Here is a 22549-nt window from a genome sequence, read left to right as displayed (position 1 = left end):
GCCCGCCCAGCGCGTCGGCAAGGCGGCCGGCGAGCAGCCCGACGTCGCGGGCCGCGAGCCAGTCCAGCTCCTCCTCCCGGCGCAGCAGCTGCAGCGCCAGGGTTGCCAGCCCGGCCTCCCGCAGGCGACCGGCGATCCAGCGGCACCGGGGCCCCAGCCCGGCGCCGCGGCTGGTGTACGCCAGCACGACGGTTCCCGCGGCGCCGGGCGGCACGGCGAGGCGGCCGTCGTCCTCCGGCGGATCTGCCGCCCGGACGCCGCCGGGTGTCCCGCCCGGGCCCTCCAGCATGTGCACCACCTCGTCGTCGGGCACCGGCCGGAAGTCGGCGTACCGGCCGCCGGCCGCGTCCCGGTCCGTGACCGTGTCCAGATGGACCACCCGGTCGGCCACGGCCGGCAGCCCGGCCAGTCCCCGCCCGGCGGCCACCGGCACGGCCACGGTCACGTGGGCGGCGCCCGCCACCCGCGCGGCCCGGCTCGCCGCCCGCGCCGTCGCGCCCGTCACGATCGCGTCGTCCACGACGATCACGCGGCGGCCGCGAAGGTCGAACGCCGGCCGCACGGCGAACAGGTGCCGGGCCCGATCGGCGGCCTCGGCCCGTGCGCGGTCCACCTCGGCCGCCAGCTCGTCGGGGCCGGTCCCCGACGCGCGCAGCATGTCCGGGTTGACGGCGAGGGCGCCGCCGGGCCCGACCGCGGCCATGGTCAGCTCGGGCTGGAACGGCACCCCGAGCCGCTGCACGACCAGCGGCTCCAGCGGTGCGCGGAGCCCGGCGGCCACCTCGACCGCGACCGGCACGCCGCCGCCGGGCACGCCCAGGACGACCGAGCCGGCCTGCTCGCGCCCGAGCCGCTCCGCCAGGTGACGGCCCGCCTCGGCGCGGTCGGCGAACTGCATGACTGCTCCTAACTCCCCTCCCCGGCCACCTACCCGTCACGCTCATACCCGGCCCGCACGCTGCCGCGCGGCCGGTCCGGGTGAGATGGGTGAGCATGCACCAACGCACCCCGCCCCCGCGCCGGGCGCAGGTCCGACGGCCGGGCCCGATTGGCCGGGCGCCCGGGCGAGGCTCGCAGGTGCCCACGCCGGGCGCAGGTCCGACGGCCCGGCACGATGGGCCGGTCGGCCCTGTCCGGACGCGCCCCGGAGCGTTGAGCTGAAAGCACACGCACCCGCCCTACGGAACCGGGAGACGCGACATGATCACCACATTCGACCTGCTGGCCGCGCATCCGTTCCTGACCGGGCTCCCCGCCGACCAGGTCGAGCGGCTCGCTCGCTGGGCGCGGCGGGCACCGTTCCGGGCCGGCACGAGGATCTTCGAGGAGAACGGACGCGCCCAGCGCTGCTGGTTCATCCGCGACGGCTCCGTCGAGCTGCGCACCCGGGTTCCCGGCCGCGGCGAGGTGGTCGTGGAGACGCTCGGACCGGGCAGCGTGCTCGGCTGGTCCTGGCTCTTTCCGCCGTACCGCTGGCATTTCGCCGCCGTGGCGGTGGGCCCGGTGCTCAGCATCGCGCTCGACGGGGCGGGCGTGCGCGCGCTGTGCCGGGACGATCCAGCGCTCGGCTACGAGCTCACCACGCGCTTCATGGCCGTCGTCGTCGCACGGATGCAGGCCACCCGGCTGCGCCTGCTCGACCTGCACGAGGCATCCGCCGAAGGCGACCTGCACCAGGCATCCGCCGAAGGCGACCTGCACCAGGCATCCGCCGAAGGTCTCGGGGCTTAGGCCCTCGCCAATGCGCGACCCCACCGGGCACGGTGGAGAGTGATCGGCCGCGACAACAGGAGGTGCGGCCATGACAACCTCGACGACATCGAGGACCTGGAGCCCCGAGGCGTTCGCCGCCGCGGTCGGCTACGCCGTGTGGGCACCCTCGATCCACAACAGCCAGCCGTGGCGCTTCCGGTGTACCGAAGACGGCGCGGACGTCCTGCTGGACGAGCACCGCCGGCTGGCGGCCTGCGACCCGGACGGCCGGATGGCCCGCATCTCATGCGGCGCGGCCGCGTACAACCTCCGGCTGGCCCTGGCCGCCGGCGGCCGGCCGGCCCGCTACCGGCTGGAGTCCGGCAGCACCCTGCTGCACCTGTGGCCGGGCCCGCAGCGCCCGCCCACGCCGCTGGAGCGGCGGCTGCACCAGCAGATCCCGCGCCGCCACACCAACCGGGGCCCGTTCGCCGACTCCCCCGTCGACGCGAGCGCGCCGCGGGTGCTGGCCGAGGCCGCCCGGCGCGAGGGCGGCCAGCTCGACTTCGTGACGGGCGAGGCGGCGCTCGCGACGCTGGCCGCGCTCATCCGCACCGCGGAAGCCCGGCAGCTGGCCGATCCGGCGTACGCCGCGGAACTGCGCGCGCGGAGCACCGGGGCCGACCACAGCGTCGAGGGGATCGGGCCGAGCGCCGCCGGCGCCGCGCCCCACCCGGGCGAGGTGCTCACCCGGCGCGACTTCGGCGGAGCCGGCCACGACACGACCCGGGACGTGTCGCGCCACCCCGTGGTGGCGGTGCTCGGCGTGCTGGGCGACGGCCCGGACGACGCGGTCCGCGCCGGCATGGCGCTGCAGTGCGTGCTGCTCACCGCCGCGGATCTCGGCCTGGCCACCGCGATGTACTCCCAGCCGGTCGAGGTGCCGGCCATCCGTGACCGGCTCCGGCGCGCCGTCAACCCGATCCCCGACCCGCAGCTCGTCCTGCGCTTCGGGTACGCGCCGACCACCTGCTACACGAACCGGCGGCCGGTCGCTGACGTCCTCGGAGCGTGACGGCGAGGCAGCCGCGGCGGTGCCACCGTGAAGCGTGTACGACCCGCAATCGCTGAGGGAGGGTGTCATGGACAACAACCAGCGTCCGGTCCTCGTGGGCGTCGACGACTCGTTGGCCGCCTTCGGAGCAGTCCGCTGGGCCGCGGACGAGGCCATCCGGCTCGGCCGGCCGTTGCAGGTCATCCACGCGGTCGAGGCCGCCGCGGCGGAGCCGGGCGACCTGCACGCGCAACGTCTCGCGCTCGACGCCGCGGCCGAGGCCCGGCTCTGGCAGCCGGGGCTGCGGGTCGCCGCCGCCACCCGGTGGGGCGACGCGGCACAGGTGCTGGCGGAGCAGGCCCGCCACGCCGCGCTCATCGTCGTCGGCGGGCGCAGCGCCACCCGGCTGCCGTCGCTGCTGGGCTCGGTCGGCACCCACCTGGCCGCGCACGCCGCGTGCCCGGTGCTCGTCATCCACCACGCGGAACGCTGGACGGGCCCCGAGTCCGTGCTGCCGACGCACGGCCCGATCGTGGTCGGCACCGATGGCTCGGTCCCGGCCGAGCACGCCCTGCAGCTGGCGTTGCAGGAGGCCGTGGCGCGGCACCTCCCGGTGCGGGCGGTCCGCGCGTGGCACCACTCGGAGCACTGGTTCACCCACACCGCCGCGGGCCGCGGCACCGGGGCCGTCCTGGACGAGCTCACCGCCGGGCTCGAGCCCTGGCGGGGGAAGTTCCCGGAGTTGGAGATGGAGGCGCGCGCCGTCGACGGCAAGCCGGACGAGGTGCTGCTGGCCGAGGCGCGCGACGCCGTGATGGTGGTGGTCGGGGCCCGCGGCCGGGGCGGCGCCCCCGACCTGCACCACGGAGGAACGGCCTGGCAGGTCCTGCAGCACGCGGACGGCCCGGTACTGGTCGCCCGGCCGGATTGACCCCGATCACCGGCGTTCACCGCATGACGTACGGCGGCCCGTGACCCGACTACGCCGCGGCGGAGTGGGCAGAACACGCGACGGCCCTACGACACGGAGGGGGAGATCGCCATGCCGGCGAACGCACCCGGCCGGACCACGACGTTTCACATCGGACCGGCCTCCCAGGAGCTCACCCGGGCGGCGCTGGCCGCCGTCCAGGCGCCGTCCATCCTCAACACCCAGCCGTGGCGCTGGCGCATCACCCACGACGCCGCACTGCTGTACGCCGACCAGCGGCGCCGGCTGCCGATCCTGGACCCCACCGGCCGGCTGCTGGTGCTCAGCTGCGGCACGGCCCTGCACCACGCCTGCGTCACGCTCGCGGCCGACGGGGCCGACTTCGAGGTGGAGCCGATGCCGGACGACGGCGACCCCGACCTGCTCGCCGTCGTACGGCACCGCGGCGTGGCCGAACCCTCGGCCCGGGCCCAGCGGCAGCGTCGCGCCATCCGGGTCCGCCGCAGCGACCGGCGCCCGTTCGCCACCCGGCCCGTGCCGCAGGAGTCGCTCGACCGGCTGTGCCGGGCCGCCCAGCGCACGGACGCACGCCTGCAGATGACCTGGTCCCGCGACCTCGCCGACCTCGCGGTGGCCGCCGGCCAGGCGACCGACGTGTTGCTCGGCGACCCGCAGTACCGCGCCGAGCTCGCCGCGTGGATTCGCCAGCCGGGCGAGGGCCACGACGGCGTGCCCGTCGACACGCTCGCGCCGCTGGGCGCCCGCCCGGTGCCGATCCGCGACTTCACCGCCGTCGGCGTCGGCGCGAACGTCGTCAGCCGGGTCGACATCTGCGACCCGGAGGCCCGCTACGGCATCGTGGTCACCGACGGCGACGGCCCGCACGACTGGCTCACCGCCGGCGTCGCCCTCTCCGCGGTCCTGCTCACCGCGACCGCCGAGCACCTGGCCACCTCGCCGATGAGCGACCTGGTGGAGAACGAGGTCGCCCGCCGGACCCTGCGGCGGATGCTCGGCGGCGTCGGTTATCCCGCGATCGGCGTGCGGATCGGCGTGCCGGCCACCAGCACGCCGCCGCCCCGGGCACCACGCCGGCCCGCCGCGGAGGTCATCGAGGTGGTCGCCGACGAGGCCGGCCCGCCGCAGTCACAGCCGCCCGAGGGTGCCTGACGCCTGGTCAGTGCGGGTCGCCGGGGCCGGGCCGGTGCAGGGCCGAGCGCTCCATGGCCCGCGTCACGTCGGCCGGGCCGAGGACGCCGACGAGGGCCCCGTGGTCGACGACGAGCGCGGTGCCGGACCGCAGGACCGTGGCCGCGACGTCGGCGAGCGGCTCGGACGCCTCGATCACCGGCAGCGCGGCCGGCGGCGTCGCGACCCGGGACACCGGCGTGGCGATCCGCTCGGCCTCGGGCACGCGGGCGAGTTCCCGCAGCCGCACCAGGCCGGCCGGACGCCCGTCGCCGGTGCGCAGCGCGACGATGCCGCCGTCCGGGGCCGCGTCGACGTCGGCCACGACCTGCGCCACGCTGCGGTCCGGATCGGCATAGGTGGGCGAGGCGTTCATGACGGCGGACACGGGAACCGCACCCAGCTCGGCCCGGTATCTGGCCGTGTTCGCCTCGGAGCTCGCGGCTGACATGAGGAACCAGCCGATGAGGGCGAGCCAGAGACCGCCGAGCAGGCCGCCGAGCGCCAGCTGCGCCACGCCGAGGACGATCAGCCCCACGCCCAGGGCGCGTCCGGCACGGGCCGCGGCGACGGCGGCCCAGTTCCGGTCGCCCCGCCAGCGCCACAGGGCCGCGCGCAGCACCCGGCCGCCGTCCAGCGGCGCGCCCGGCAGCAGGTTGAACGCCGCCAGCAGCAGATTGATCCCGGCCAGCCAGGAGCAGACGGCCACGACGCCGGCCGGCGCGCGGGCCGCGGTGAGGCCCGCGGTGAGCCCGCCGAACCCGAAGGCGAGCACCGCGCTGGCCACGGGCCCGGCGCCGGCGATCAGCAGATCGGCCCGGGCGCTCGGCGGTTCCTGGCCGAGCTCGGCGGCGCCGCCGAGCAGCCACAGCGTCACCTGCTCGACCCGGACCCCGTACGCGCGGGCGACCAGCGCGTGGGCCATTTCGTGGACCAGCAGCGACAGCAGCAGGACGACCGCCCCCGCCGCGCCGAGCAGCCACGCCACCACGCCGGACACCGCCGGAGCGGACCTGGGGATGACCGTGATCGCGAGCCCCTGCGCCAGCAGGAACATGATGAGCAGCACCGACCAGTTCACACCGACGCGGATACCGGCGATGGTGCCCAGTCGAAGGCTCTGGTGCACTGCCCCTCCTCGATCGACCGTCCGCCCGGCGGGGAGTCGCCGGCGGCTGCGGGACCGCACTAGGACCGCTACCCGCCGCGGCCCGGCGAAATCACGCCCGCTGCCACACCTGGGCCCGGCCGCGGCGGCGGCCACGGAGATACGGTGACGGTGACGGGCGCACGCGTCCGGCGTGCCCCTCCTGAGGAGGTCGACATGATCGGAACGATCCTGTGGGCAATCATCGGCGGCGCCGTGATCGGGGTCCTGGCGCGGCTCATCCTGCCCGGACGGCAGAACATCTCGGTGGTCGCCACCGTCGTCGTCGGCATCATCGCCGCCTTCATCGGGGGTCTCATCGCCACGTGGCTCGGGGTCGGCCGGACCAACGGGGTCGATTGGATCCGGCACGCCATCCAGATCGTTCTGGCGATCATCGGCGTGTACATCACGGCCCGGTTGACCGGCGGTCACGGCCGGTCCACCACGGCACGGTAGCGCCGCCCGGCTGCGGGTGAGGGGCGGGTTGCGGAGGGCCTGCCCCCGGCATCCACCCGGCGGTGTGGTTTCGCCGCCGTACCGCAGGACAGACCACCCCTGCACACGCGCCGGCCCCGGGGCCGGCCTTCACTGCAGGGGTGCCGATGAAAGTCTTCCATGCGCAGTCCGGCGTGCCGGGTTCACCGCGCTGCTATCACGGCCCGGTCTGGATCGACCGCGACGTCGGGGACCTGGAGCCGGGCCGGCTGATGACGTTCGGCGCGCACTTCAGCCCGGGCTCCCGCACGGCGTGGCACCGATGCCGCTACGAGCAGGTGATCCGCGTGCTGCACGGCGTGGGCCGGGCGCAGCGGCGCGGCGGACGGGTGCAGGAGATCCGCGCCGACGACGTGATCGTGGTCCCGGCCGGCGAGTGGCACTGGCACGGCGCCTCGCCGCACGCCGCGCTGCTGGTCCACTCGGTCCGCGAGGCCGGCTCGCCCGGCCCGAACACGGAGTGGGGCCCGCACGTGACCGACGCCGAGTACCTCCTGCCGGCACTGAGCGCGCTGCTGCCCCGCCAGGGCGGCGACCGTATCCCCAATCGCGAGGCTTCCTGGTAGCGCCGTCACTCACGTCGCGCGCTGCCGCGCGCCGCTGCGCCGGCGGTCCACCTTCCGGCCGGAGCGGCGCCGGGTGGCCCGCCGCACCGGACGCTCGAGCGTGCGTGACGGCGACGGCGCGGCTCGTGCGGGGACCGGCTCGGGCTGCGGACCGATTCCGTGCCAGACCAGGCCGGGCGGGGTGAAACCACCGACCACCATCTGGCGCAGGGCGCGCTCCTCGCCGATGCAGGCGTCCTCGACGTAGTCCATCCCGGCCGCCTCGGCGAGCCGGCGTGCCTGCGGGCTGACGATGCCCCGCTGCAGCCAGACGGCCCCGGCCCCGATCGCCGCCGCCGCCCGCACGAGCTCCGGCGCCTCGACGGCCGGCCGGAACACGCTGACGATGTCCACGGCGCACGGAACGTCGGCGAGGTGGCCGTAGGCGTGCTCGCCGAACAGCCGAACCGCGTGCGGGTTGACCGGGATGATCCGCCATCCCTGCTCCTGCAGCATCTTCGGCACCCAGTGCGCGGGTTCCAGCGGGTCCCGGGACGCTTCGACGACCGCGATCGTCCGCGCGTCCGCCAGGATCTGTCGTGCGGTGCGCATCGGACTCATCTCCTTCAGCTCGGACGTCCTGCTGCTCGCACCGCCGCCACCGCGACGGCTGCCGGTACGCCGGACGTCTACCCCCGCGAAACACCCGGTAACGCCGCGGCCCGCGCCGGAATCGGCGGGTAAGGCGGCCACGGCCGGGGTAGGCGGCACTCGGCCGCGGCGACGTCGCGGGCAACGACAGCGCACATCCGGGGGCGGACACCATGCGTGAGGACACCGCTCGGCCGACGCGGACGGCCGCGCTGCACCTGGCCGCCGACGAGGCCAGGCGCGCGCCGTCGATCCTCAACACCCAGCCCTGGCGGTGGCAGGTCCACGACGACGCGCTCGACCTGCACGCGGATCCCGCCCGGCAGCTCGGCGCGGTCGACCCGCAGGGTCGCCTGCTGACCGTCAGCTGTGGCGCGGCCCTGCACCACGCCCGGGTGGCGCTGGCGGCCGCCGGGTACGAACCCGTGGTGGAGCGCCGGCCCGACCCGGCCAGCCCGTCCCTGCTCGCCCGGGTGCGGGCCGGCCTGCCGCGGCCGGCGGGCGAGGACGACCGGATCACCTACGAGGCCATGCTGCGGCGGCGCACCGATCGGCGCCGGTTCGGCTCCCCCGTGCCCGTGGCCGCCGAGGTCCTGTCGGCACTGCGGGCGGCGGCGGAGGCCGAGCACGCCCGCCTGCACCGCCTGCGCCCCGGCGAGGTCGAGTACCTCGGCTACGCCGCCCAGGGCGCACACGTCCTCGACGCCAAGGACGAGGGCCGCGTCGCCGAGCAGCGGGCGTGGACACACCGCGGGCCGGACAGCGCGGACGGTATGGCGGGCGACGCCGTCCCGGCGCCCGACGACCGGCCCGTGCCCTTGCGCGACTTCGCCCTCGGCGGCGAGGCGACCCTCGACCCCGGCCCGGGGGACGAGGGCAACGTCGAGTACCTCGCCGTGGTCACGGACGACGACGGGGCCGGGGACTGGCTCGCCGCGGGCGAGGCGACCAGCGCGGTCTGGCTTGCTGCCGTCGCCCACGGGCTGGCCGCGTCGCCGCTGAGCGACGTCGTCGAGATCCCGGGCGCGCGGGCGCTGCTCGGCAGCCTCGTACAGCCGGCCGGTCACCCGCAGCTCGTGCTGCGGGTCGGCGTCGACCCCGACCCGGTGCCGCCGCCGGCGAGCCCGCGCCGCCCGGCGAGCGACGTCATCGACGGCGGCGACGCTACCCGCTGAGGTACAGGCGGCGACGCTACCCGCTGAGGTACACCGGACGGTGGGAGCGCGCCTCGATGTCGGCCGACGCCGTCGCCAGGAGCTGATGACCGAGATCCGACAACGCCCGCGCCACCGCGAGCTCGTCTCCGATCACCGGGACGTCCTGGTCCGACGGGTTCAGCCGTGCCTCACCGGTGCCGACGAGGTGGCCGCCGCCCTCGGTGATCAGGCGGGCTTCCGCGTGTGTCCGACCGTCACGTTCGCCGATGAACAGGTCGACGCTCCAACGCTTGGACGCGATCATGGCCCCTCCTTCAGTCGTCGCTGCGGATGTGCCTTCAGTCGCTGCGGGAGCGGGCGTGCCCGGACCCGCGGCACAAGCCTGAACCTACGCCCGGGGCCGCACGCGCCGGGGTGAGCGATCGGGGCATCGTGACGGCGCGGCGCTCACCGCCGGCCGGCCGCCACCGTGCGCTTCGCGGCGATGCAGGCGCGCAGCCGGTCCAGCGGCCAGGTGTTGACCACGTCGTCGGCGGTGAGCCAGCCGCGCTGGGCGGTGCCGATGCCGTACCGCAGGTGGTCCAGGTGCACGGTGGCGTGCGCGTCGGTGTCGATCGCGAACCGGACCCCGTGGCGCTTCGCGCGCAGGATCAGCTCGTCGGGGAGGTCGAGCCGGTCGGGGAAGCTGTTGATCTCCAGGACGGTGCCGGTGCGGGCGGCGGCGGCGAACACCGCGTCGAAGTCCGCGTCCAGCGGCGGCCGCTTGCCGATCAGCCGGGTGCTCGGATGGCCGAGCACCGTCACGTACGGGTTCTCGCAGGCCCGCACGAGCCGGCGGGTCAGTTCCCCGGCCGGCTGGGCGAAGTGCGAGTGCACCGACGCGACGCACAGGTCGAACCCGGCCAGGAACTCGTCCGGCCAGTCCAGTTCGCCGTCCGGGCCGATGTTGAGCTCGCTGCCGTGCAGCAGCACCGGCCCGCCGGTGGCCGCCAGCTCGCGCACGGCCCGGCGCTGGGCGAGCACCTTCTCGTCGGTCATGCGCTGCATCGGCATGTCCTTGGCGTGGTCGGTGACCGCGTAGTACTCGTAGCCGCGGCGCCGGGCCGCCGCCACCATGTCGGCCAGCGGCGCGACGCCATCGGTGAGGTCGGTGTGCGTGTGCAGGTCGCCGCGGATGTCCGCCTCGGTCACCAGCGCGGGCAGCGAACTGTCCCGGGCCGCCTCCACCTCGCCCCGGTCCTCGCGCAGGGGCGGCGGCACCCATTGCAGGCCGAGCCGCCCGTACACCTCCTCCTCGGTCTGCGACGCCACAAGGCTGCCGTCCTCGACGCGGAAAAGCCCGTACTCGGAAAGCTTGAACCCGGCGCGGACGGCGATCTCACGCACGCGCACGTTGTGCGGCTTGGAGCCGGTGAAGTACTGCAGGGCCGCGCCCCACGAGGCGAGCGGGACCACCCGGAGGTCGACCTGCAGATCGTTGCGCAGCCGGACCGACGACTTCGTCGGGCCCTTGGCGAGCACGTCGGCAACCATCGGCAGCCGGGTGAACGCGTCCATCAGCGGACCGCCGTCCGCGGCGGCGACGAGGACGTCGACGTCACCGACGGTCTCCCGGAACCGGCGCAACGAGCCGGCCCAGGTGCACCGCAGACATCCCGGCACGCCCCGCAGCGCCGCCACGATCTCTTCCGCGGCCGCCGTGGCCACGGACAGCAGCACCCGGCCGTGACTGCGCTCGAGCACCTCGATGCCGTGCAGGATGTTCTCGGCGGTCCGCGCCCCGAAGCCCCGGTGCCCGGACAGCTTGCCGGCGACGATCGCGTCCCGCAGCTCGTCGATGGAGACGACGCCGAGCTCCTCGTGCAGCTGCGCGGCCCGCTTCGGACCCAGCGTGGGAATCCGCATGAGCTCCAGCACGCCGCCGGGCACCCGCGAGCGCAGGGTGTCCACCGCGGCGATGCGGCCGGTGTGCAGGTACTCGGCGATCTTTTCGGCGATCGAGGCGCCGACGCCCGGGATCTGCCGCAGCCCGTCGGCGTCCGCGGCGGCCAGGTCCCCCGGGTGCCCGGCGACCGCCCGGGCCGCCTTCTCGTACACCCGGCTCTTGAACTGCTCGCCGCCGGTGACGGTGAGCAGATCGGCGTACTCCTGCACCAGTGCCGCGACGGCGTCGTTGGACCGCGCCATGCCGCCGAGTCTAGGCGCTGCACCGTCCGGGCGGCCGCGATCGGCGCGGGACCGCGGCGGCCGCACCCGGCATACCCACCGCCACCGCGGGGTAGCCCTGGGAACCTCGGCAGGAGTGCCGGAGGGAGGAACCGTGAGCAGCGAACGGGTCATCGTCGCCGGCGTCGACGGCTCGCCGGAGAGCCTCGCCGCGGTGCAGTGGGCCGCCCAGGACGCCGCGCGCCGCGGGTGCGCACTGCGCATCGTGCACGCGTTCGTCTGGCCGGCGCTGTACGCCCCGGTCATGGTCGCCGTGCCGGACGAGCCGGGCTGGCGGCGGGCTGCCGAGGAGATGGTCGCCGAGGCCGCGGCGGGCGCCGTCGCGGTCGCGCCGGGGCTGGAGGTGAGCACGGACGTGCAGGTGCAGCCGCCCGCGGCGGCGCTGGTCGCCGCGTCCGAGCGGGCCTGCACCGTCGTGGTGGGCAACCGCGGCCTGGGCGGCTTCACGGGCCTGCTGCTGGGCTCCGTCGGCGTCCAGCTGGCCGCGCACGCCGCGTGCCCCGTCGTCATCTTCCGGCGCGCGGACCGGCCGGCCGGGCACGAGGCGGGCCGCGTCGTCGTCGGCGTCGACGACCCGCACGAGGCCACACATGCCCTGCGGTTCGCGTTCGAGCAGGCGTCGTACCGTGGCGCCGGGCTGACCGCCGTCCACGCCTACCAGTGGCCGGCCGTCATCGGGCCGATCGACGTGCTGCCGCTCGCCTACGACCCGGACGACCTGCGCGCCGAGGAGCGGCGGACGCTGGTCAGGTCGATGTCGGAGTGGGCCGGGAAGTACCCCGGCGTCGACCTGCGGCACACTGTGGTGCAGGGCCGGGCGGGCGCGGTGCTGACCGAGCTGTCCGCGGGCGCGCAGCTGCTGGTGGTGGGCTCGCGCGGCCGGGGCGGCTTCACCGGCCTGCTGCTGGGCTCGGTGAGCCAGGCCGTCATCCACCACGCCGGGTGCCCCGTGGCCGTGGTCCGGTAGCCCGCGGGAGGTCACGTGAACGGCACGGATCGGCCGGTGGTCGTCGGCGTCGACGGCTCGCCGGCGGGCCTGGGCGCGGTGCGCTGGGCCGCGGACGAGGCGGCGCTGTTCGACCGGCCGCTGGAAATCGTCCACGCGCTCACCCTCACCGGCGAGGACGAACCGGCAGCCGACGACTACGGCGTGGCCGGGCCGGCCGCTGACCGGGCCCGGGCCTGGCAGCCGGAGCTGCGGGTCGCCACCCGCACGGGGCCGGGCGACGCCGCCCGGCTGCTCATGGAGCGGTCCCGCCACGCGAGCCTGCTCGTGGTGGGCAGCCGCCGGTCGGACGAGTTCCCGGCCGTGCCGGTGAGCTTCCTCGGCGTCCAGCTGGCGGCCCATGCGCACTGCCCGGTGCTCGTGGTGCACGACTCGCAGCACTGGGCCGGCCCGGGCGCCATGCTGCCGCAGCATCGGCCGGTGCTGCTCGGCACCGACGGTTCGGACCGCGCGCAGCCGGCCGTGGCGCTCGCCTTCGCCGAGGCGGCCGCCCGCCGCGCCGGCCTCATCGCGGTCCGGGCCTGGCAGGAGCCGCCCCGGTACCGCGGCCGCATCGAAGCCTTCGACCGGCTCGCCGCCGACGTCGAGGGTTCGCTCGCCGCGGAGCTGGGGCCATGGCGGGCCAGGTACCCGAGCGTCGCGGTCGAGCAGCGCACGGTCCGCGGCGCACCGGCACCGGCCCTCCTGGCCGAGGCCGGCCACGCGCTCATGCTCGTCCTCGCCGCTCGCGGCGCGGGCGGCTTCGACGGCCTGCGCCTGGGGTCGACGGCCCAGCAGGTCCTCGACCACGCCTCCGTGCCGGTGCTGGTGGCACGGTCCTGAGGTCAGGCGCGGTTCATCGGGAGCTGAGCCTGCAGGCGGGTGCCCCGGCCGGGCGGGCTGTCGACGGTCAGGACGCCGCCGAGCGCCTCGACGCGGTCGGCCAGCCCGGTGAGGCCCGTGCCACGCTTGGGGTCCGCTCCCCCGACGCCGTCGTCGTGCACCGTCAGCTGCAGGTAGCCGCGCTGGACCCGCGCGCCGACCTGCACGACGGTGGCCTGCGCGTACTTGGTGACGTTCGTCAGCGCCTCCGCCGCCACGTAGTAGGCCGCAACCTCGACCGATTCCGGCGCCCTCCCGTCCAGCTGCACGTCGAGCTCGACCGGGGTGTCGCAGCGGCGGGCCAGCGTGCGCAGTGCGGGTTTCAGGCCGCCCTCGGTCAGCATGGCCGGGTGCACGCCGCGCGAGAGTTCGCGCACCTCGTTGACCGCGTCGCCCAGCCCGGTCACGACGGTGGACAGCTGCTGGCGCAGACCGGTCATGCCCGACGGTACATCCGCCTCCGCCCGGCGGACGTCCAGCGCTATCGCGATGAGTCGCTGCTGGATGCCGTCGTGCAGATCGCGCTCGAGCCGCCGGCGGCTGCGGTCGCTGGCGATCACGAGCCGCGCCCTCGACCCGGCGAGCTTCGCCGCCTGCGCCAGCCCGATCGCCTGGCGGGTGATCAGCAGCGCGATCACCAGGGTCTCGGCCACGATAGCGACGGCGTCGAGGGGGGCACCCTGCATCTGCTGCACGATCGAGAGCACGACCACGCCGGCGACCGGGACGTACGGCAGCAGCAGACGGCCCCATCGGACGTCCGGGTGCGCCTCCCAGTCCGAGCTCGGCCCGGGCGGGGTCAGCGCCGCGAGCGCGACGCACGAGAGCCCGATGACGAACCCGGCATCGGCCAGCGTCGGCATGCCCTTCGCGCCCGCGGACACCCGGTAGGCGAAGACGCTGTCCGAAACGGACAGGCTGAACAGTCCGACACCCAGGATGAGCAGTTGCAGCCGGTGCGCCGACGAGGTCATGCCGATGAGCAGCACGATGATGACGGTCAGCAGCAGGTCGGTGACCGGGTAGGCGATCGCGATCGAGTAGGCGAGCCGGGAGCTGGCGCCGGCCCGGATCACCGGCCCGAGCACGGTGACCCAGCTCAGCACGAACAGCGAGCCCGTGACGATGAACCCGTCGAGGGCCGTCGTCGCCAGCCGGGAGCCGAGGCGCCACTGGGCGCTCGGCGCGGGCCGGCCGGCGGCCAGCGCGATGATCGCCACGAGCGCGCACACCGGCAGCAGCAGATACGCGGCATCGGCCGCCGAGGGGGGCGGCAGCACGGCCCCGCCGAGCAGGTGGTAGATCGACCATTGGAGCTGCCCGATCGCCCAGCCGCACGTTCCGGCACCCATCCACAGCCGCCACCGCCGCTGCGCGCCGGTGTTGCGGACGGCGGTGGTCCAGCAGGCGGCGGTCGCGGTGAGCGCGGCACAGAGCTGGCTGACGTCAACGACGAGCAGCGACCAGCGCATGCTCAGCAGCCCCGAGCACGCCACCCCGAAGACGACCGCCAACGACGTGGCGAGCGCAAGCATGGCCAGCCACGACCGGTCCGCCAAACGGGCCGCCACCGCCCGCACAGGACCACAACCACACGCACGCTACAATACCTTGATCAACTGGCCTTCCGGGTCGCCCCCGAGCCCCGGAATCATGTTCCGCCATCACCCGCGCCGGCCGGGCGGATGGCCCCCGGACCGCCCGCCGTCGACCACCGGTTCGGCGCGTTTGTTCTGCGGTGCGTGGGTAACGCGAGCCCGGAGCACGAGCGCTGCTGGCGAACGGATGGAGCACGTGGATCTGTGCATCATGGCGGAGCGGCGCGGCGGCGAGATGGTTGTCCAGGTGCGTGGCGTCATCGACATCGCCTCCGCGCCGTACCTGCGCCACGAGATCCTGAAGCTGTCCGAGCGCACGCCGCCGCAATTCGTGATCAATGTCGCGGAGGTGCGGCTGATCGACGCCGCGGCGCTGCGGGTCCTGCTGCACCTCCAGCGGAGGTTCGAGCACCACGGCGGCGGCCTGCGGCTCGTCGCGCCCACGACCACCACGCAGACCGCCCTGCGGCTCACCGGGCTCGCCGGTCGGCTCACCGCCGATCTCGCCGACCGGCCCGTCCACCGCCGTTCCCGGCGGACCGACCCGCCGGGCGCTTCCTGAGACGCCACGTGCGGGGCGTGGCTCGCGCTCGCCGGGTGCCGGGCCGCGGTGATTCCGCCGGGGCGACGGGGGTAACGCTCAACGTGTGAACGGCATCGGGTTCCTGACGGTCGTCGTCTGTGCGGTGGCCGTCTCGGCGGTGGCCAATCGGCGCGGCTGGCCCGGTCCGCTCGTCGTGGTGGCGGTCGCCGCCGTGGTCTCGCTGGTGCCGGGCCTGCCACGGATGGAACTTCCGCCGCAGCTGATCCTGGCGGTCGTCCTGCCGCCCTTGCTGTACTCGGCGGCACTGGATCTGTCGTTCGTCAGCTTCCGCCGCGATCTGCTGCCGATCGCCGCGCTCGGCGTCGGCCTGGTCGTGTTCACCATGGTCGCGGTCGGGTTGGTCGCATGGTCGATCCTGCCCATGCTGACCCTCGCCGGCGCGTTCGTCCTCGGTGCGGTCCTCGCACCGTCCGATGCGGTCGCCGCGGTGACGCTGGGCCGCCGGTCCGGCGTGCCGAACCGCGTGACGACGATCCTGACCGGGGAGAGCCTCGTCAACGACGCCGTCGCGCTGGTCGCGTTCCAGCTAGCGGTCGCCGCGTACGCCGGCTATCGCCCGTTCATCGAGCAGCCGGTGCTGCTCGCCGTCTACACCACGTCGGCGGGAGTCGCGATCGGCCTCGCCGTCGCGGCGGTCGTGCACGTCATCCGGCCGCGGCTGCACGATCCTGCGCTGGAGACGGTGCTCGGCGCGGTGGTGCCGTTCGTCGCGTTCCTCGCCGCGGACGGGGTGCACGCCTCCGGGGTGCTGGCCGTCGTGGCGGCCGGGTTCTGGATCGGCCACCACAGCACCGACGCGGCCTTCGCCACCCGGCTGCAGAGCCGGCAGGTCTGGCGTACCGCGGATCTGGTCCTGGAGGCGTTCGTCTTCGCGTACATGGGCCTGCAGGTGCGCGTCATCCTGGAGGACGCGGCCGGCGACGGCGTCGGCCCGGGCCGGCTGGCCGCGACGATCGCGATCGTGCTGCTGGTCGTGGTCCTGGCTCGTCCGGTGTGGATCGCCGCGCTCAGGCTGATCATCAGACGGCGCACACCGTGGCAGGTCGGCGCGGTGCTGTCGTGGTCCGGGATGCGCGGCGTCGTCACCCTTGCCGCGGCCGCGGCCGTTCCCGCGGTCACGGTCACCGGCGCGCCGGTCCCGGACCGCAACCTGATCCAGGCCATCGCGCTGTCGGTCGCGGTCCTGACCATCCTGTTGCAAGGGGCCACCCTGCAGCCGCTGGTGCGCGCGCTGCACCTCAGCGACGCCGCCGAACGCCGCCGCGCCGACGCCGACCTGGTCCGGGCCCTGCAGGTGGCGCGGCGGGCCGCCCACGAGGTCACCGCCCGCGCCGCCACGTCCGGCAGCGGGCTCGAGGCCGCCACCATGGCGCTGATCGAGCGGCGGATCGCGCACGTGCTCACCGCGACCCCGCACCGCCTCGCCAACCTGTACGAGGCGCCGGGAACGTCGCGAGAGCCCACGCACGAGCTGGTCCAGCAGATCCTCGCCCACCAGCGGCAGGCCCTGATCCGGGAGCGGGACCTCGGCCGCCTCGACGACGAGGTGCTGCGCGCAGTGCTGCAGCAACTGGACTACGAGGAAGCGGCCGCCAGCACCGACCTGCGGACCCGGCTGTGACCGCCGCGCTCACCCGCCGCGCGGGTTTTCGCGTGCCCGGGTGGGTAGGCAGCGCTCGCCGCGTCGACGTCCGATCGGCACGGCAGCGGGAAGTTCCGAAGATGTTCGACACCGGGGCGGGCGGGGCCGAGGGGCGCCCCGCCCGCCGGAGCCCGGGCGGGTAGCCGCCAATCCGGCGGGCCGCTGTTCGCCATCGCCGGCGCCGCGCGAGCGGGCGGTCGCACCGCCGTGCCCGGACGAAGAGGTGGCCGAGATGTCGTCGTGGTCGATCGGCGTGCTGGTGCTCGCCGTGCTGTGGCTGGCGTGTGCCGTGGCGGCGCTGCGCATCGCGGTGCGGTTGACACGGCAGACCGAGCGTCACATGCGGCATGTCCACGGCGATGTACACGCCTCGGTCAGGCCGCGCCACGGCAGCCACGAACGGCCGCCCGGCGCCGTGCGGCACTGGGCGGCCTTGCCGAAGCGCCTCGTCCTGAAGGCGTGGCACAAGACGCGGACCCGAGGCCGTCGGGCCGATACCCGGCGTCCCGCGGGCCGCGCGGCCCGCCGCGGGTGAATGGCTGTTTCGCCCAGATGGGTGGGGGTAACTGGCCGGTTCTGCAAGCCTCACACGTCAGTTCTCCGCGCCGATCGTACTGCCGCCGCGGCGTCGCACGGGCCAGGTGCCGGTCGGCCATCACGCCGAGGGAGAGGCCATGAACTGCAAGACTCAGGTTGTCCTGGCGGCCGGCATCGGCTACCTGCTCGGCAGACAACACAAGCTTCGCTGGGGCCTGCTGCTGGCCGCGGCGGCCGCGTCCGGCCGGCTCAGCCGGCCCGGCTCCCTGCTGGACCATGGCGCGCGCGCCCTCAAGGCGACGCCGGAGCTGGGCAAGCTCGGCGAGATGGGTGCACCCCTGGTCGCCGCCACGAAGGACGCCGCGCGGGCCGCGGTGACCGGCCGGATCGACTCGATCAGCGACCGGCTGCGCGAGCGCACCGACACGCTGAAGGGGCGCAGCGCACCCGAGCCCGAGGAGGAGCCCGAGGAGGCACCGGCGCGTGGGAGGCGGCGCACCGGCACCCGTCGTCCGCGGCCGCGCGCGGAGCGCGAGGAGGAGCCGGAGGAGGACGAGTACGAGGACGAGGAAGCCGACGAGGACAAGCGCGACGAGGAGGACGAGGACGAGGACCTGGTGAGCGCGGGCAGGCGGCGCGGTGGCCGGCCTCCGGTACGGCGGCGCAGGGAGGGGTAGCCCGATCATGGCTGGACAATCGAGCGGCAAGGTCGTCGGCGGGATCGGTGAGAAGATCGGCCAGCTGGTGAAGGACGAGCTGCAGGTACTGGCCAAGGCCGCCGGGCGCAGCGCGATCGATGCGGCCGGCCGGAGGGTCGGTTCGCTGACGGATCGCCTGACCGACTACGCCAGCGGTTCGGGCAGCCCAGGTCTCAGCGCGGCCGCGGCCGGCGCCAAGCAGATCGCCGAGGGCAAGTCGCCGGCCCGGGCGGCGCTCTCCGGCGGCTGGGCCGGCCTCAAGGAGAAGGTCAAGGGCATCTTCGGCGGCGGCAAGGGCAAGCCCAAGAAGCTGAAGCTCATCAACATCGAGGAGACGCTGGACGTCGGCGTGCCGGTGCGGGTCGCGTACAACCAGTGGACGCAGTACCCCCAGTTCCCGAGCTTCATGAAGAAGGTCGAGAACGTCGAGCAGGAGTCGGACGAGAAGACCAGCTGGAAGGCGCAGGTCTTCTGGTCCCACCGCACCTGGGAAGCCACGATCGTCCAGCAGATCCCCGACTACAACATCGTCTGGCGCTCCAAGGGGGCGAAGGGCCACGTCGACGGCTCTGTCACCTTCCACGAGATCGGGCCGAACCTCACCCGGGTCATGCTGGCCATGGAGTACCACCCGCAGGGACTGTTCGAACACACCGGAAACCTGTGGCGGGCGCAGGGCCGCCGGGCCCGACTGGAGTTCAAGCACTACCGGCGGCATGTCATGAACCAGTCGATCCTCAACCCGGACGACATCGAGGGCTGGCGCGGCGAGATCCGCGACGGCGAGGTCGTGAAGGACCACGAGACCGCGGTACGGGAGGAAGAGCAACAGCAACAGGAGCAGGGCGGCCGCGAACCAGAAGAGCCCGAAGGACCAGAAGAGCCGGAGGAAGAGGAGCCGAAGGAAGAAGAGCCAGAGGAAGAGGAGCCAGAGGAAGAGGAGCCGGAGGAGCGGCCCCGGCGGCGCCAGGTGCGCCCGGGCGGCCGCGATCGGAGGGATTGACGATGAGCACGTCCTTGCAGCCGCGCGGCGGCGGAGGGATCGAACGACCGACGTCGACGTCGTTGGCCGAGGTGATCGACACGATCCTCGACAAAGGGCTGGTCATCGACGCGTACGTGCGGGTGTCACTCGTCGGCATCGAGCTGCTGACCATCGATGCCCGGATCGTGGTCGCCAGCGTCGACACCTACCTCAAGTTCGCCGAGGCGGTCAACCGCCTGGACATCTCCCAGGAGAAGGCCGGGCTGCCCGAGCTCGTCGGGGACATCACCGAGGGCGGCGCCAAGCACAAGGTCAAGGGCAGCGCGCAGGGCGTGCTCGAGGCGGTCGGCGACAAGGTGCGGGACGTCATCGACACCGGCTCCGAGCGGGAGAAGGCGCCCCGGCGGCGGAGGGAGGGCTGACATGCCTGCGGTCACCGGCGTCTACGTGTACGGCATCGTCCCCGGCGATGTCGAGGCCGACCCCGAGGCCCGCGGCGTGGGCGGGGACTCCACCCCCGTGACGGTGGTGCACCACGGCCGGATCGCGGCCATGGTGAGCGAGCTCGACCTCGACCGTCCGCTCGGCACGCCCGCCGACCTGCTCAGCCACGAGGCCCTGCTGGACGCGACCGCCGCGGTGGTGCCGGTGCTGCCGGTGCGCTTCGGCGCGGTACTGACGCACCGGCAGGCCGTCGTCGACGAGTTGCTGGCGCCCCACCACGACGAGTTCGACGCGGCGCTGCGCGAGCTCGAGGGTAAGGCGGAGTACGTGATCAGCGCCCGATACGTGCGGGACTCGGTGCTGCGCGACGTGATCGCCGGGGATCCAGAGATCGAGCGGCTGCGGGAGGCCATCCGCGACAAGCCCGAGGACGCGACCCGCAACGAGCGCATCGCGCTCGGCCAGGCCGTCAACAACGCGATCGACGCCCGCCGCCAGGCCGACACCCAGGCGGTCGCCGAGGCCGTCGCGCCGGTGGCCGACGGCGTCATCACCCGCGAGCCGGCCGGCGAGTACGAGGCCGCCGCGGTGGCCGTGCTCACCGGCCTCGACCGCGAACCCGAGCTCGTGCGCAAGGTCGAGGAGCTGACCGAACGGCGAGCCGGGCAGCTCGAGGTCCGGCTGCTCGGCCCGCTGGCGCCGTACGACTTCGTCACCGCGCTGCGACCCGGGGCATGACCATGGGACTGTTCACCGCACTGCTGACCGCCCCGATCGCGCCGGTCCGGCTCGCGGTCTGGGTCGGTGAGCTGATCCGCGACCAGGTCGACCACGAGCTGTACGACCCCGGGGTGATCCGGCGCCGAATCCAGGAGGTCGACGAGGCCCGCGCCGCCGGCCGGATCAGCCCCGAGGACGCCGAGCAGCTGCAGCAGGAGCTGATCGAGCGGCTGATCCGGCCCGCCGGGGGAACCGAGCAGGAGGAGTGAGCCGTGCCGCGTTCACGCAAGGACTATGACGACGAGCGGGACACCTACGACGACGTCCCGGAGCCGCTGCAGCCCGGCTCGATCGCCAAGATGACCCTGCGCAACGTCGCCGAGCTGACCGGCAAGCAGTCGTCGGGCATCACCGCACTGGAGCCCGACGACGAGGACGGCTGGCTGGTCGAGGTCGAGGTCGTCGAGGAGCGCCGCATCCCGTCGTCCGGCGACATGCTGGCCATCTACCGGGCCCAGGTCACCGCCGACGGCGAGCTGAGCGGACTGCGCCGGATCCGGCGGTACGCCCGGGGCAAGGGCGATTCGGAGGTGGCCTGACATGCGCCAGAACCCGTACTCCGACTCGGCGCTCACCTCCGGCGGCAGCCGCGCGCCGGCCAGCGGGTACCAGCCGGCGAACCTCGGCGACATCCTGGAGCGCGTCCTCGACCGCGGCATCGTCATCGTCGGCGACATCCGGGTGAGCCTGCTCGACATCGAGCTGCTCACCATCAAGCTGCGGCTGGTGATCGCCGCGGTCGACACCGCCCGCCAGATGGGCATCGACTGGTGGGAGCACGACCCGTGGCTCACCTCGCACGCCCGCGAGTCGCTGCCACCCGGCACCTCCCCGGAGGCCCTCGAGACCCCGAAGGAGGCCCTCGAGACCCCGAAGGAGACACACGAGATCACGAAGGAGGCACGCGATTCCGCGAGGGAGGCACGCCGTGGGTGACGGCGTCTGGCTGCACGCGATCGCCCGCGACCTCGAGCCCGGCGCGATCGACGGCCTCGCCGGGGTGGCCGGCGGCACGGTCCGCACGGTGGCGGCCGCGGCGCTCGTCGCCGTGGCCAGCCCCGTCGACCTCGACCAGTTCGGCGAGGAGCCACTGCGGCGCAACCTCGAGGATCTCGCCTGGCTCGAGCGCGTGGCCCGGGCCCACCACGCCGTCGTGGCCGCGCTCGCCCGCGCGCACACGGTGGTCCCGGTGCCGCTGGCCACCGTGTACCGCGACGACGCCGGCGTCCGCGCGATGCTGACGCAGCGCCGCGGCGACCTCGACGCGGTGCTCGACCGGGTCGCCGGCCGGGCCGAGTGGGGCGTGAAGATGTACGCCGAACCGGCCGCGCCCGCACAGTCCTCGCACGACGTGCCCGCGGGCCCGCGCGCCGGCGGGCCGGGCCTGGCCTACCTGAACCGGCGCCGGGCGCAGCTGTCGGCCGACGAGGAGCGGTGGCAGCGCGCGGCCGATGAGGCCGAGGCCACCCACGCCGCGCTCGCCGAGTGCGCCGCGGCGGCCCGGCGGCACCCGCCTCAGGACCGCCGGTTGAGCGGCCGGGCCGAGCCGATGATGCTCAACGGCGCCTACCTGGTCGACCGGCGCAGCGCCGACCGGTTCGCCGGCCTCGTCGCCAGCCAGGCCGCGAGCCACGCCGAGCTGCACCTCGAGCTCACTGGGCCGTGGCCGCCGTATTCGTTCGCCGCGGCCGACGAGGCACCGCCATGACGTCCATCGCCGTGCACCCCGCCGAGCGGGCATCGCTCGTGGACCTGCTCGACCGGCTCCTCGCCACGGGCGTCGTCATCAGCGGCGAGGTGACGCTGTCCATCGCCGGGGTCGACCTGGTGTACGTCTCGCTGCGCGCGCTCGTCGCGTCGGCCGGCACCGCGGGCACCACCGGCATCATCGGGCCGGGGCGGCCGTGACCGCGCCCGGCGAAGAGCCGCCGCGGCCGATCCGTCCGCCGGGCCACCGGATCGAGGTCGATCGGGACGCGGCCGAGCGCGGCTTCGCCAGCCTGGTGCTCACCGTCGTCGAACTGCTGCGCCAGCTGATGGAGCGGCAGGCGCTGCGCCGCATCGACGCGGGCGGCCTCTCCGACGAGCAGATCGAGCAGATCGGCGTCACCCTCATGGCGCTCGAGGAGCGCATGACCGAACTGCGCGAGCACTTCGGGCTCTCGGCCGAGGACCTCAACCTCGACCTGGGCCCGCTCGGCACGCTGCTGCCGCAATCGCCCGATCCGGCCGACCCGGCGGACCGGACGCCGCGGCGCCGCTGAGCCGAGCGACGGCGCCCGTCGCCCTGCTGCCCGCGCTCGCC

At 74.7% G+C, this 22549-nt stretch carries 26 protein-coding genes and 2 pseudogenes; 22 read left to right on the top strand and 6 right to left on the bottom strand.

Going from position 1 to position 22549, the window contains the following annotated elements:
* Nucleotides 1–898 (bottom strand): phosphoribosyltransferase family protein (locus AB0M46_RS45985; protein WP_363347016.1); only part of this gene is annotated, 898 nt, incomplete at its 3' end.
* A 302-nt stretch (nucleotides 899–1200) separates the two neighbouring features.
* Here AB0M46_RS45985 and AB0M46_RS45980 point away from each other — a divergent pair.
* The 4 genes from AB0M46_RS45980 to AB0M46_RS45965 all read left to right on the top strand — a co-directional run bounded on the left by AB0M46_RS45980 (nucleotide 1201) and on the right by AB0M46_RS45965 (nucleotide 4847).
* Nucleotides 1201–1731 carry a cyclic nucleotide-binding domain-containing protein gene (locus tag AB0M46_RS45980; protein WP_363347013.1) on the top strand — a complete coding sequence of 177 codons (531 nt, stop codon included), beginning with the start codon at nucleotides 1201–1203 and terminating at the stop codon, nucleotides 1729–1731.
* Nucleotides 1732–1801: 70 nt separating this feature from the next.
* Nucleotides 1802–2767, top strand: a complete 966-nt coding sequence (locus AB0M46_RS45975; RefSeq protein ID WP_363347011.1) for a nitroreductase — start codon at nucleotides 1802–1804, stop codon at nucleotides 2765–2767.
* Nucleotides 2768–2834: 67 nt separating this feature from the next.
* A complete protein-coding gene (locus tag AB0M46_RS45970) occupies nucleotides 2835–3677 on the top strand; it encodes a universal stress protein (RefSeq protein ID WP_363347009.1) in 843 nt (280 codons plus the stop codon).
* Between the two features lie 111 nt (nucleotides 3678–3788).
* Nucleotides 3789–4847 (top strand): nitroreductase, encoded by a 1059-nt coding sequence (locus AB0M46_RS45965; RefSeq protein WP_363347007.1) that lies wholly within the window; start codon nucleotides 3789–3791, stop codon nucleotides 4845–4847.
* 7 nt (nucleotides 4848–4854) lie between these two features.
* Here AB0M46_RS45965 and AB0M46_RS45960 read toward each other — a convergent pair whose 3' ends face one another.
* Nucleotides 4855–5994 carry a site-2 protease family protein gene (locus AB0M46_RS45960; RefSeq protein WP_363347005.1) on the bottom strand — a complete coding sequence of 380 codons (1140 nt, stop codon included), beginning with the start codon at nucleotides 5992–5994 and terminating at the stop codon, nucleotides 4855–4857.
* A 195-nt stretch (nucleotides 5995–6189) separates the two neighbouring features.
* Here AB0M46_RS45960 and AB0M46_RS45955 point away from each other — a divergent pair, with 195 nt between their 5' ends.
* Together AB0M46_RS45955 and AB0M46_RS45950 are read left to right on the top strand one after the other, a co-directional pair.
* On the top strand, nucleotides 6190–6471 hold the full coding sequence (locus AB0M46_RS45955; RefSeq protein WP_363347003.1) for a GlsB/YeaQ/YmgE family stress response membrane protein: 282 nt from the start codon (nucleotides 6190–6192) through the stop codon (nucleotides 6469–6471).
* Between the two features lie 146 nt (nucleotides 6472–6617).
* Nucleotides 6618–7076 carry a cupin domain-containing protein gene (locus tag AB0M46_RS45950; RefSeq protein WP_363347001.1) on the top strand — a complete coding sequence of 153 codons (459 nt, stop codon included), beginning with the start codon at nucleotides 6618–6620 and terminating at the stop codon, nucleotides 7074–7076.
* A gap of 225 nt (nucleotides 7077–7301) precedes the next feature.
* On the opposite strand, the pseudogene AB0M46_RS45945 reads toward AB0M46_RS45950, so the two are convergent.
* Nucleotides 7302–7667: pseudogene (locus tag AB0M46_RS45945) on the bottom strand (CoA-binding protein); the annotation flags it as partial.
* A 212-nt stretch (nucleotides 7668–7879) separates the two neighbouring features.
* Here AB0M46_RS45945 and AB0M46_RS45940 point away from each other — a divergent pair.
* Nucleotides 7880–8881, top strand: coding sequence for a nitroreductase (locus AB0M46_RS45940; protein ID WP_363346999.1), 1002 nt, complete (start codon nucleotides 7880–7882; stop codon nucleotides 8879–8881).
* A gap of 16 nt (nucleotides 8882–8897) precedes the next feature.
* Here the strand turns inward: AB0M46_RS45940 and AB0M46_RS45935 are convergent, their stop codons facing one another.
* Both AB0M46_RS45935 and polX read right to left on the bottom strand, forming a co-directional pair.
* Nucleotides 8898–9167, bottom strand: a complete 270-nt coding sequence (locus AB0M46_RS45935; protein WP_363346997.1) for a DUF1876 domain-containing protein — start codon at nucleotides 9165–9167, stop codon at nucleotides 8898–8900.
* Between the two features lie 143 nt (nucleotides 9168–9310).
* Complete coding sequence (gene polX / locus AB0M46_RS45930) at nucleotides 9311–11050, bottom strand: DNA polymerase/3'-5' exonuclease PolX (RefSeq protein WP_363346995.1); 1740 nt, start codon at nucleotides 11048–11050, stop codon at nucleotides 9311–9313.
* A gap of 133 nt (nucleotides 11051–11183) precedes the next feature.
* Here polX and AB0M46_RS45925 point away from each other — a divergent pair, with 133 nt between their 5' ends.
* Nucleotides 11184–12056, top strand: a complete 873-nt coding sequence (locus AB0M46_RS45925; protein WP_363346993.1) for a universal stress protein — start codon at nucleotides 11184–11186, stop codon at nucleotides 12054–12056.
* A 15-nt stretch (nucleotides 12057–12071) separates the two neighbouring features.
* Nucleotides 12072–12917: a universal stress protein gene (locus tag AB0M46_RS45920; protein WP_363346991.1), complete on the top strand. Its 846-nt coding sequence runs from the start codon at nucleotides 12072–12074 to the stop codon at nucleotides 12915–12917.
* A gap of 2 nt (nucleotides 12918–12919) precedes the next feature.
* Here the strand turns inward: AB0M46_RS45920 and AB0M46_RS45915 are convergent, their stop codons facing one another.
* The gene (locus AB0M46_RS45915; RefSeq protein WP_363346989.1) at nucleotides 12920–14527 is read right to left on the bottom strand and encodes a histidine kinase; all 1608 of its coding nucleotides are present in this window, start codon (nucleotides 14525–14527) and stop codon (nucleotides 12920–12922) included.
* Nucleotides 14528–14750: 223 nt separating this feature from the next.
* Between AB0M46_RS45915 and AB0M46_RS45910 the strand changes: the two genes are divergently transcribed.
* The 13 genes and pseudogenes from AB0M46_RS45910 to AB0M46_RS45850 all read left to right on the top strand — a co-directional run bounded on the left by AB0M46_RS45910 (nucleotide 14751) and on the right by AB0M46_RS45850 (nucleotide 22508).
* Nucleotides 14751–15116 carry an STAS domain-containing protein gene (locus AB0M46_RS45910; protein ID WP_363346987.1) on the top strand — a complete coding sequence of 122 codons (366 nt, stop codon included), beginning with the start codon at nucleotides 14751–14753 and terminating at the stop codon, nucleotides 15114–15116.
* Between the two features lie 85 nt (nucleotides 15117–15201).
* The gene (locus AB0M46_RS45905; protein WP_363346985.1) at nucleotides 15202–16779 is read left to right on the top strand and encodes a sodium:proton antiporter; all 1578 of its coding nucleotides are present in this window, start codon (nucleotides 15202–15204) and stop codon (nucleotides 16777–16779) included.
* A gap of 244 nt (nucleotides 16780–17023) precedes the next feature.
* The gene (locus AB0M46_RS45900; RefSeq protein ID WP_363346983.1) at nucleotides 17024–17335 is read left to right on the top strand and encodes a hypothetical protein; all 312 of its coding nucleotides are present in this window, start codon (nucleotides 17024–17026) and stop codon (nucleotides 17333–17335) included.
* 139 nt (nucleotides 17336–17474) lie between these two features.
* Nucleotides 17475–18014, top strand: a complete 540-nt coding sequence (locus AB0M46_RS45895) for a hypothetical protein (protein ID WP_363346981.1) — start codon at nucleotides 17475–17477, stop codon at nucleotides 18012–18014.
* 7 nt (nucleotides 18015–18021) lie between these two features.
* On the top strand, nucleotides 18022–19038 hold the full coding sequence (locus AB0M46_RS45890) for an SRPBCC family protein (RefSeq protein WP_363346979.1): 1017 nt from the start codon (nucleotides 18022–18024) through the stop codon (nucleotides 19036–19038).
* A 2-nt stretch (nucleotides 19039–19040) separates the two neighbouring features.
* The gene (gvpJ, locus tag AB0M46_RS45885; RefSeq protein WP_363346977.1) at nucleotides 19041–19442 is read left to right on the top strand and encodes a gas vesicle protein GvpJ; all 402 of its coding nucleotides are present in this window, start codon (nucleotides 19041–19043) and stop codon (nucleotides 19440–19442) included.
* A 1-nt stretch (nucleotide 19443) separates the two neighbouring features.
* Nucleotides 19444–20202: a GvpL/GvpF family gas vesicle protein gene (locus AB0M46_RS45880; RefSeq protein ID WP_363346975.1), complete on the top strand. Its 759-nt coding sequence runs from the start codon at nucleotides 19444–19446 to the stop codon at nucleotides 20200–20202.
* Nucleotides 20199–20453 carry a gas vesicle protein GvpG gene (locus tag AB0M46_RS45875; protein ID WP_363346973.1) on the top strand — a complete coding sequence of 85 codons (255 nt, stop codon included), beginning with the start codon at nucleotides 20199–20201 and terminating at the stop codon, nucleotides 20451–20453. The genes AB0M46_RS45880 and AB0M46_RS45875 overlap by 4 nt, the downstream gene beginning before the upstream one ends.
* 3 nt (nucleotides 20454–20456) lie before the next feature.
* Nucleotides 20457–20783 carry a gas vesicle protein GvpO gene (gene gvpO, locus AB0M46_RS45870; RefSeq protein WP_363346972.1) on the top strand — a complete coding sequence of 109 codons (327 nt, stop codon included), beginning with the start codon at nucleotides 20457–20459 and terminating at the stop codon, nucleotides 20781–20783.
* A 91-nt stretch (nucleotides 20784–20874) separates the two neighbouring features.
* A pseudogene (gene gvpJ, locus AB0M46_RS45865) lies at nucleotides 20875–20991 on the top strand (gas vesicle protein GvpJ); the annotation flags it as partial.
* 181 nt (nucleotides 20992–21172) lie between these two features.
* Nucleotides 21173–21952 carry a GvpL/GvpF family gas vesicle protein gene (locus tag AB0M46_RS45860; RefSeq protein WP_363346969.1) on the top strand — a complete coding sequence of 260 codons (780 nt, stop codon included), beginning with the start codon at nucleotides 21173–21175 and terminating at the stop codon, nucleotides 21950–21952.
* A complete protein-coding gene (locus AB0M46_RS45855; protein ID WP_363346967.1) occupies nucleotides 21949–22152 on the top strand; it encodes a gas vesicle protein in 204 nt (67 codons plus the stop codon). The genes AB0M46_RS45860 and AB0M46_RS45855 overlap by 4 nt, the downstream gene beginning before the upstream one ends.
* Nucleotides 22149–22508: a gas vesicle protein K gene (locus AB0M46_RS45850; RefSeq protein ID WP_363346965.1), complete on the top strand. Its 360-nt coding sequence runs from the start codon at nucleotides 22149–22151 to the stop codon at nucleotides 22506–22508. Before AB0M46_RS45855 ends, AB0M46_RS45850 begins: the two co-directional genes overlap by 4 nt.
* The last annotated feature ends 41 nt before the right edge of the window (nucleotides 22509–22549 follow it).

The sequence above is a fragment of the Dactylosporangium sp. NPDC051485 genome, assembly GCF_040682015.1.
Classification (GTDB): domain Bacteria; phylum Actinomycetota; class Actinomycetes; order Mycobacteriales; family Micromonosporaceae; genus Dactylosporangium.
The sequence above is the reverse complement of the archived record's forward strand: the minus strand, read 5'-3'. Positions and strand labels throughout refer to the sequence as shown.

Bases quoted from the DNA above. Each gene is read 5' to 3' on its own strand.
- AB0M46_RS45980 (WP_363347013.1), top strand. From the start codon at position 1,201: ATGATCACCACATTCGACCTGCTGGCCGCGCATCCGTTCCTGACCGGG.
- AB0M46_RS45975 (WP_363347011.1), top strand. From the start codon at position 1,802: ATGACAACCTCGACGACATCGAGGACCTGGAGCCCCGAGGCGTTCGCC.
- AB0M46_RS45970 (WP_363347009.1), top strand. From the start codon at position 2,835: ATGGACAACAACCAGCGTCCGGTCCTCGTGGGCGTCGACGACTCGTTG.
- AB0M46_RS45965 (WP_363347007.1), top strand. From the start codon at position 3,789: ATGCCGGCGAACGCACCCGGCCGGACCACGACGTTTCACATCGGACCG.
- AB0M46_RS45955 (WP_363347003.1), top strand. From the start codon at position 6,190: ATGATCGGAACGATCCTGTGGGCAATCATCGGCGGCGCCGTGATCGGG.
- AB0M46_RS45950 (WP_363347001.1), top strand. From the start codon at position 6,618: ATGAAAGTCTTCCATGCGCAGTCCGGCGTGCCGGGTTCACCGCGCTGC.
- AB0M46_RS45940 (WP_363346999.1), top strand. From the start codon at position 7,880: ATGCGTGAGGACACCGCTCGGCCGACGCGGACGGCCGCGCTGCACCTG.
- AB0M46_RS45935 (WP_363346997.1), bottom strand. From the start codon at position 9,167: ATGATCGCGTCCAAGCGTTGGAGCGTCGACCTGTTCATCGGCGAACGT.
- polX (WP_363346995.1), bottom strand. From the start codon at position 11,050: ATGGCGCGGTCCAACGACGCCGTCGCGGCACTGGTGCAGGAGTACGCC.
- AB0M46_RS45895 (WP_363346981.1), top strand. From the start codon at position 17,475: ATGAACTGCAAGACTCAGGTTGTCCTGGCGGCCGGCATCGGCTACCTG.
- AB0M46_RS45890 (WP_363346979.1), top strand. From the start codon at position 18,022: ATGGCTGGACAATCGAGCGGCAAGGTCGTCGGCGGGATCGGTGAGAAG.
- gvpJ (WP_363346977.1), top strand. From the start codon at position 19,041: ATGAGCACGTCCTTGCAGCCGCGCGGCGGCGGAGGGATCGAACGACCG.
- AB0M46_RS45880 (WP_363346975.1), top strand. From the start codon at position 19,444: ATGCCTGCGGTCACCGGCGTCTACGTGTACGGCATCGTCCCCGGCGAT.
- AB0M46_RS45875 (WP_363346973.1), top strand. From the start codon at position 20,199: ATGACCATGGGACTGTTCACCGCACTGCTGACCGCCCCGATCGCGCCG.
- AB0M46_RS45855 (WP_363346967.1), top strand. From the start codon at position 21,949: ATGACGTCCATCGCCGTGCACCCCGCCGAGCGGGCATCGCTCGTGGAC.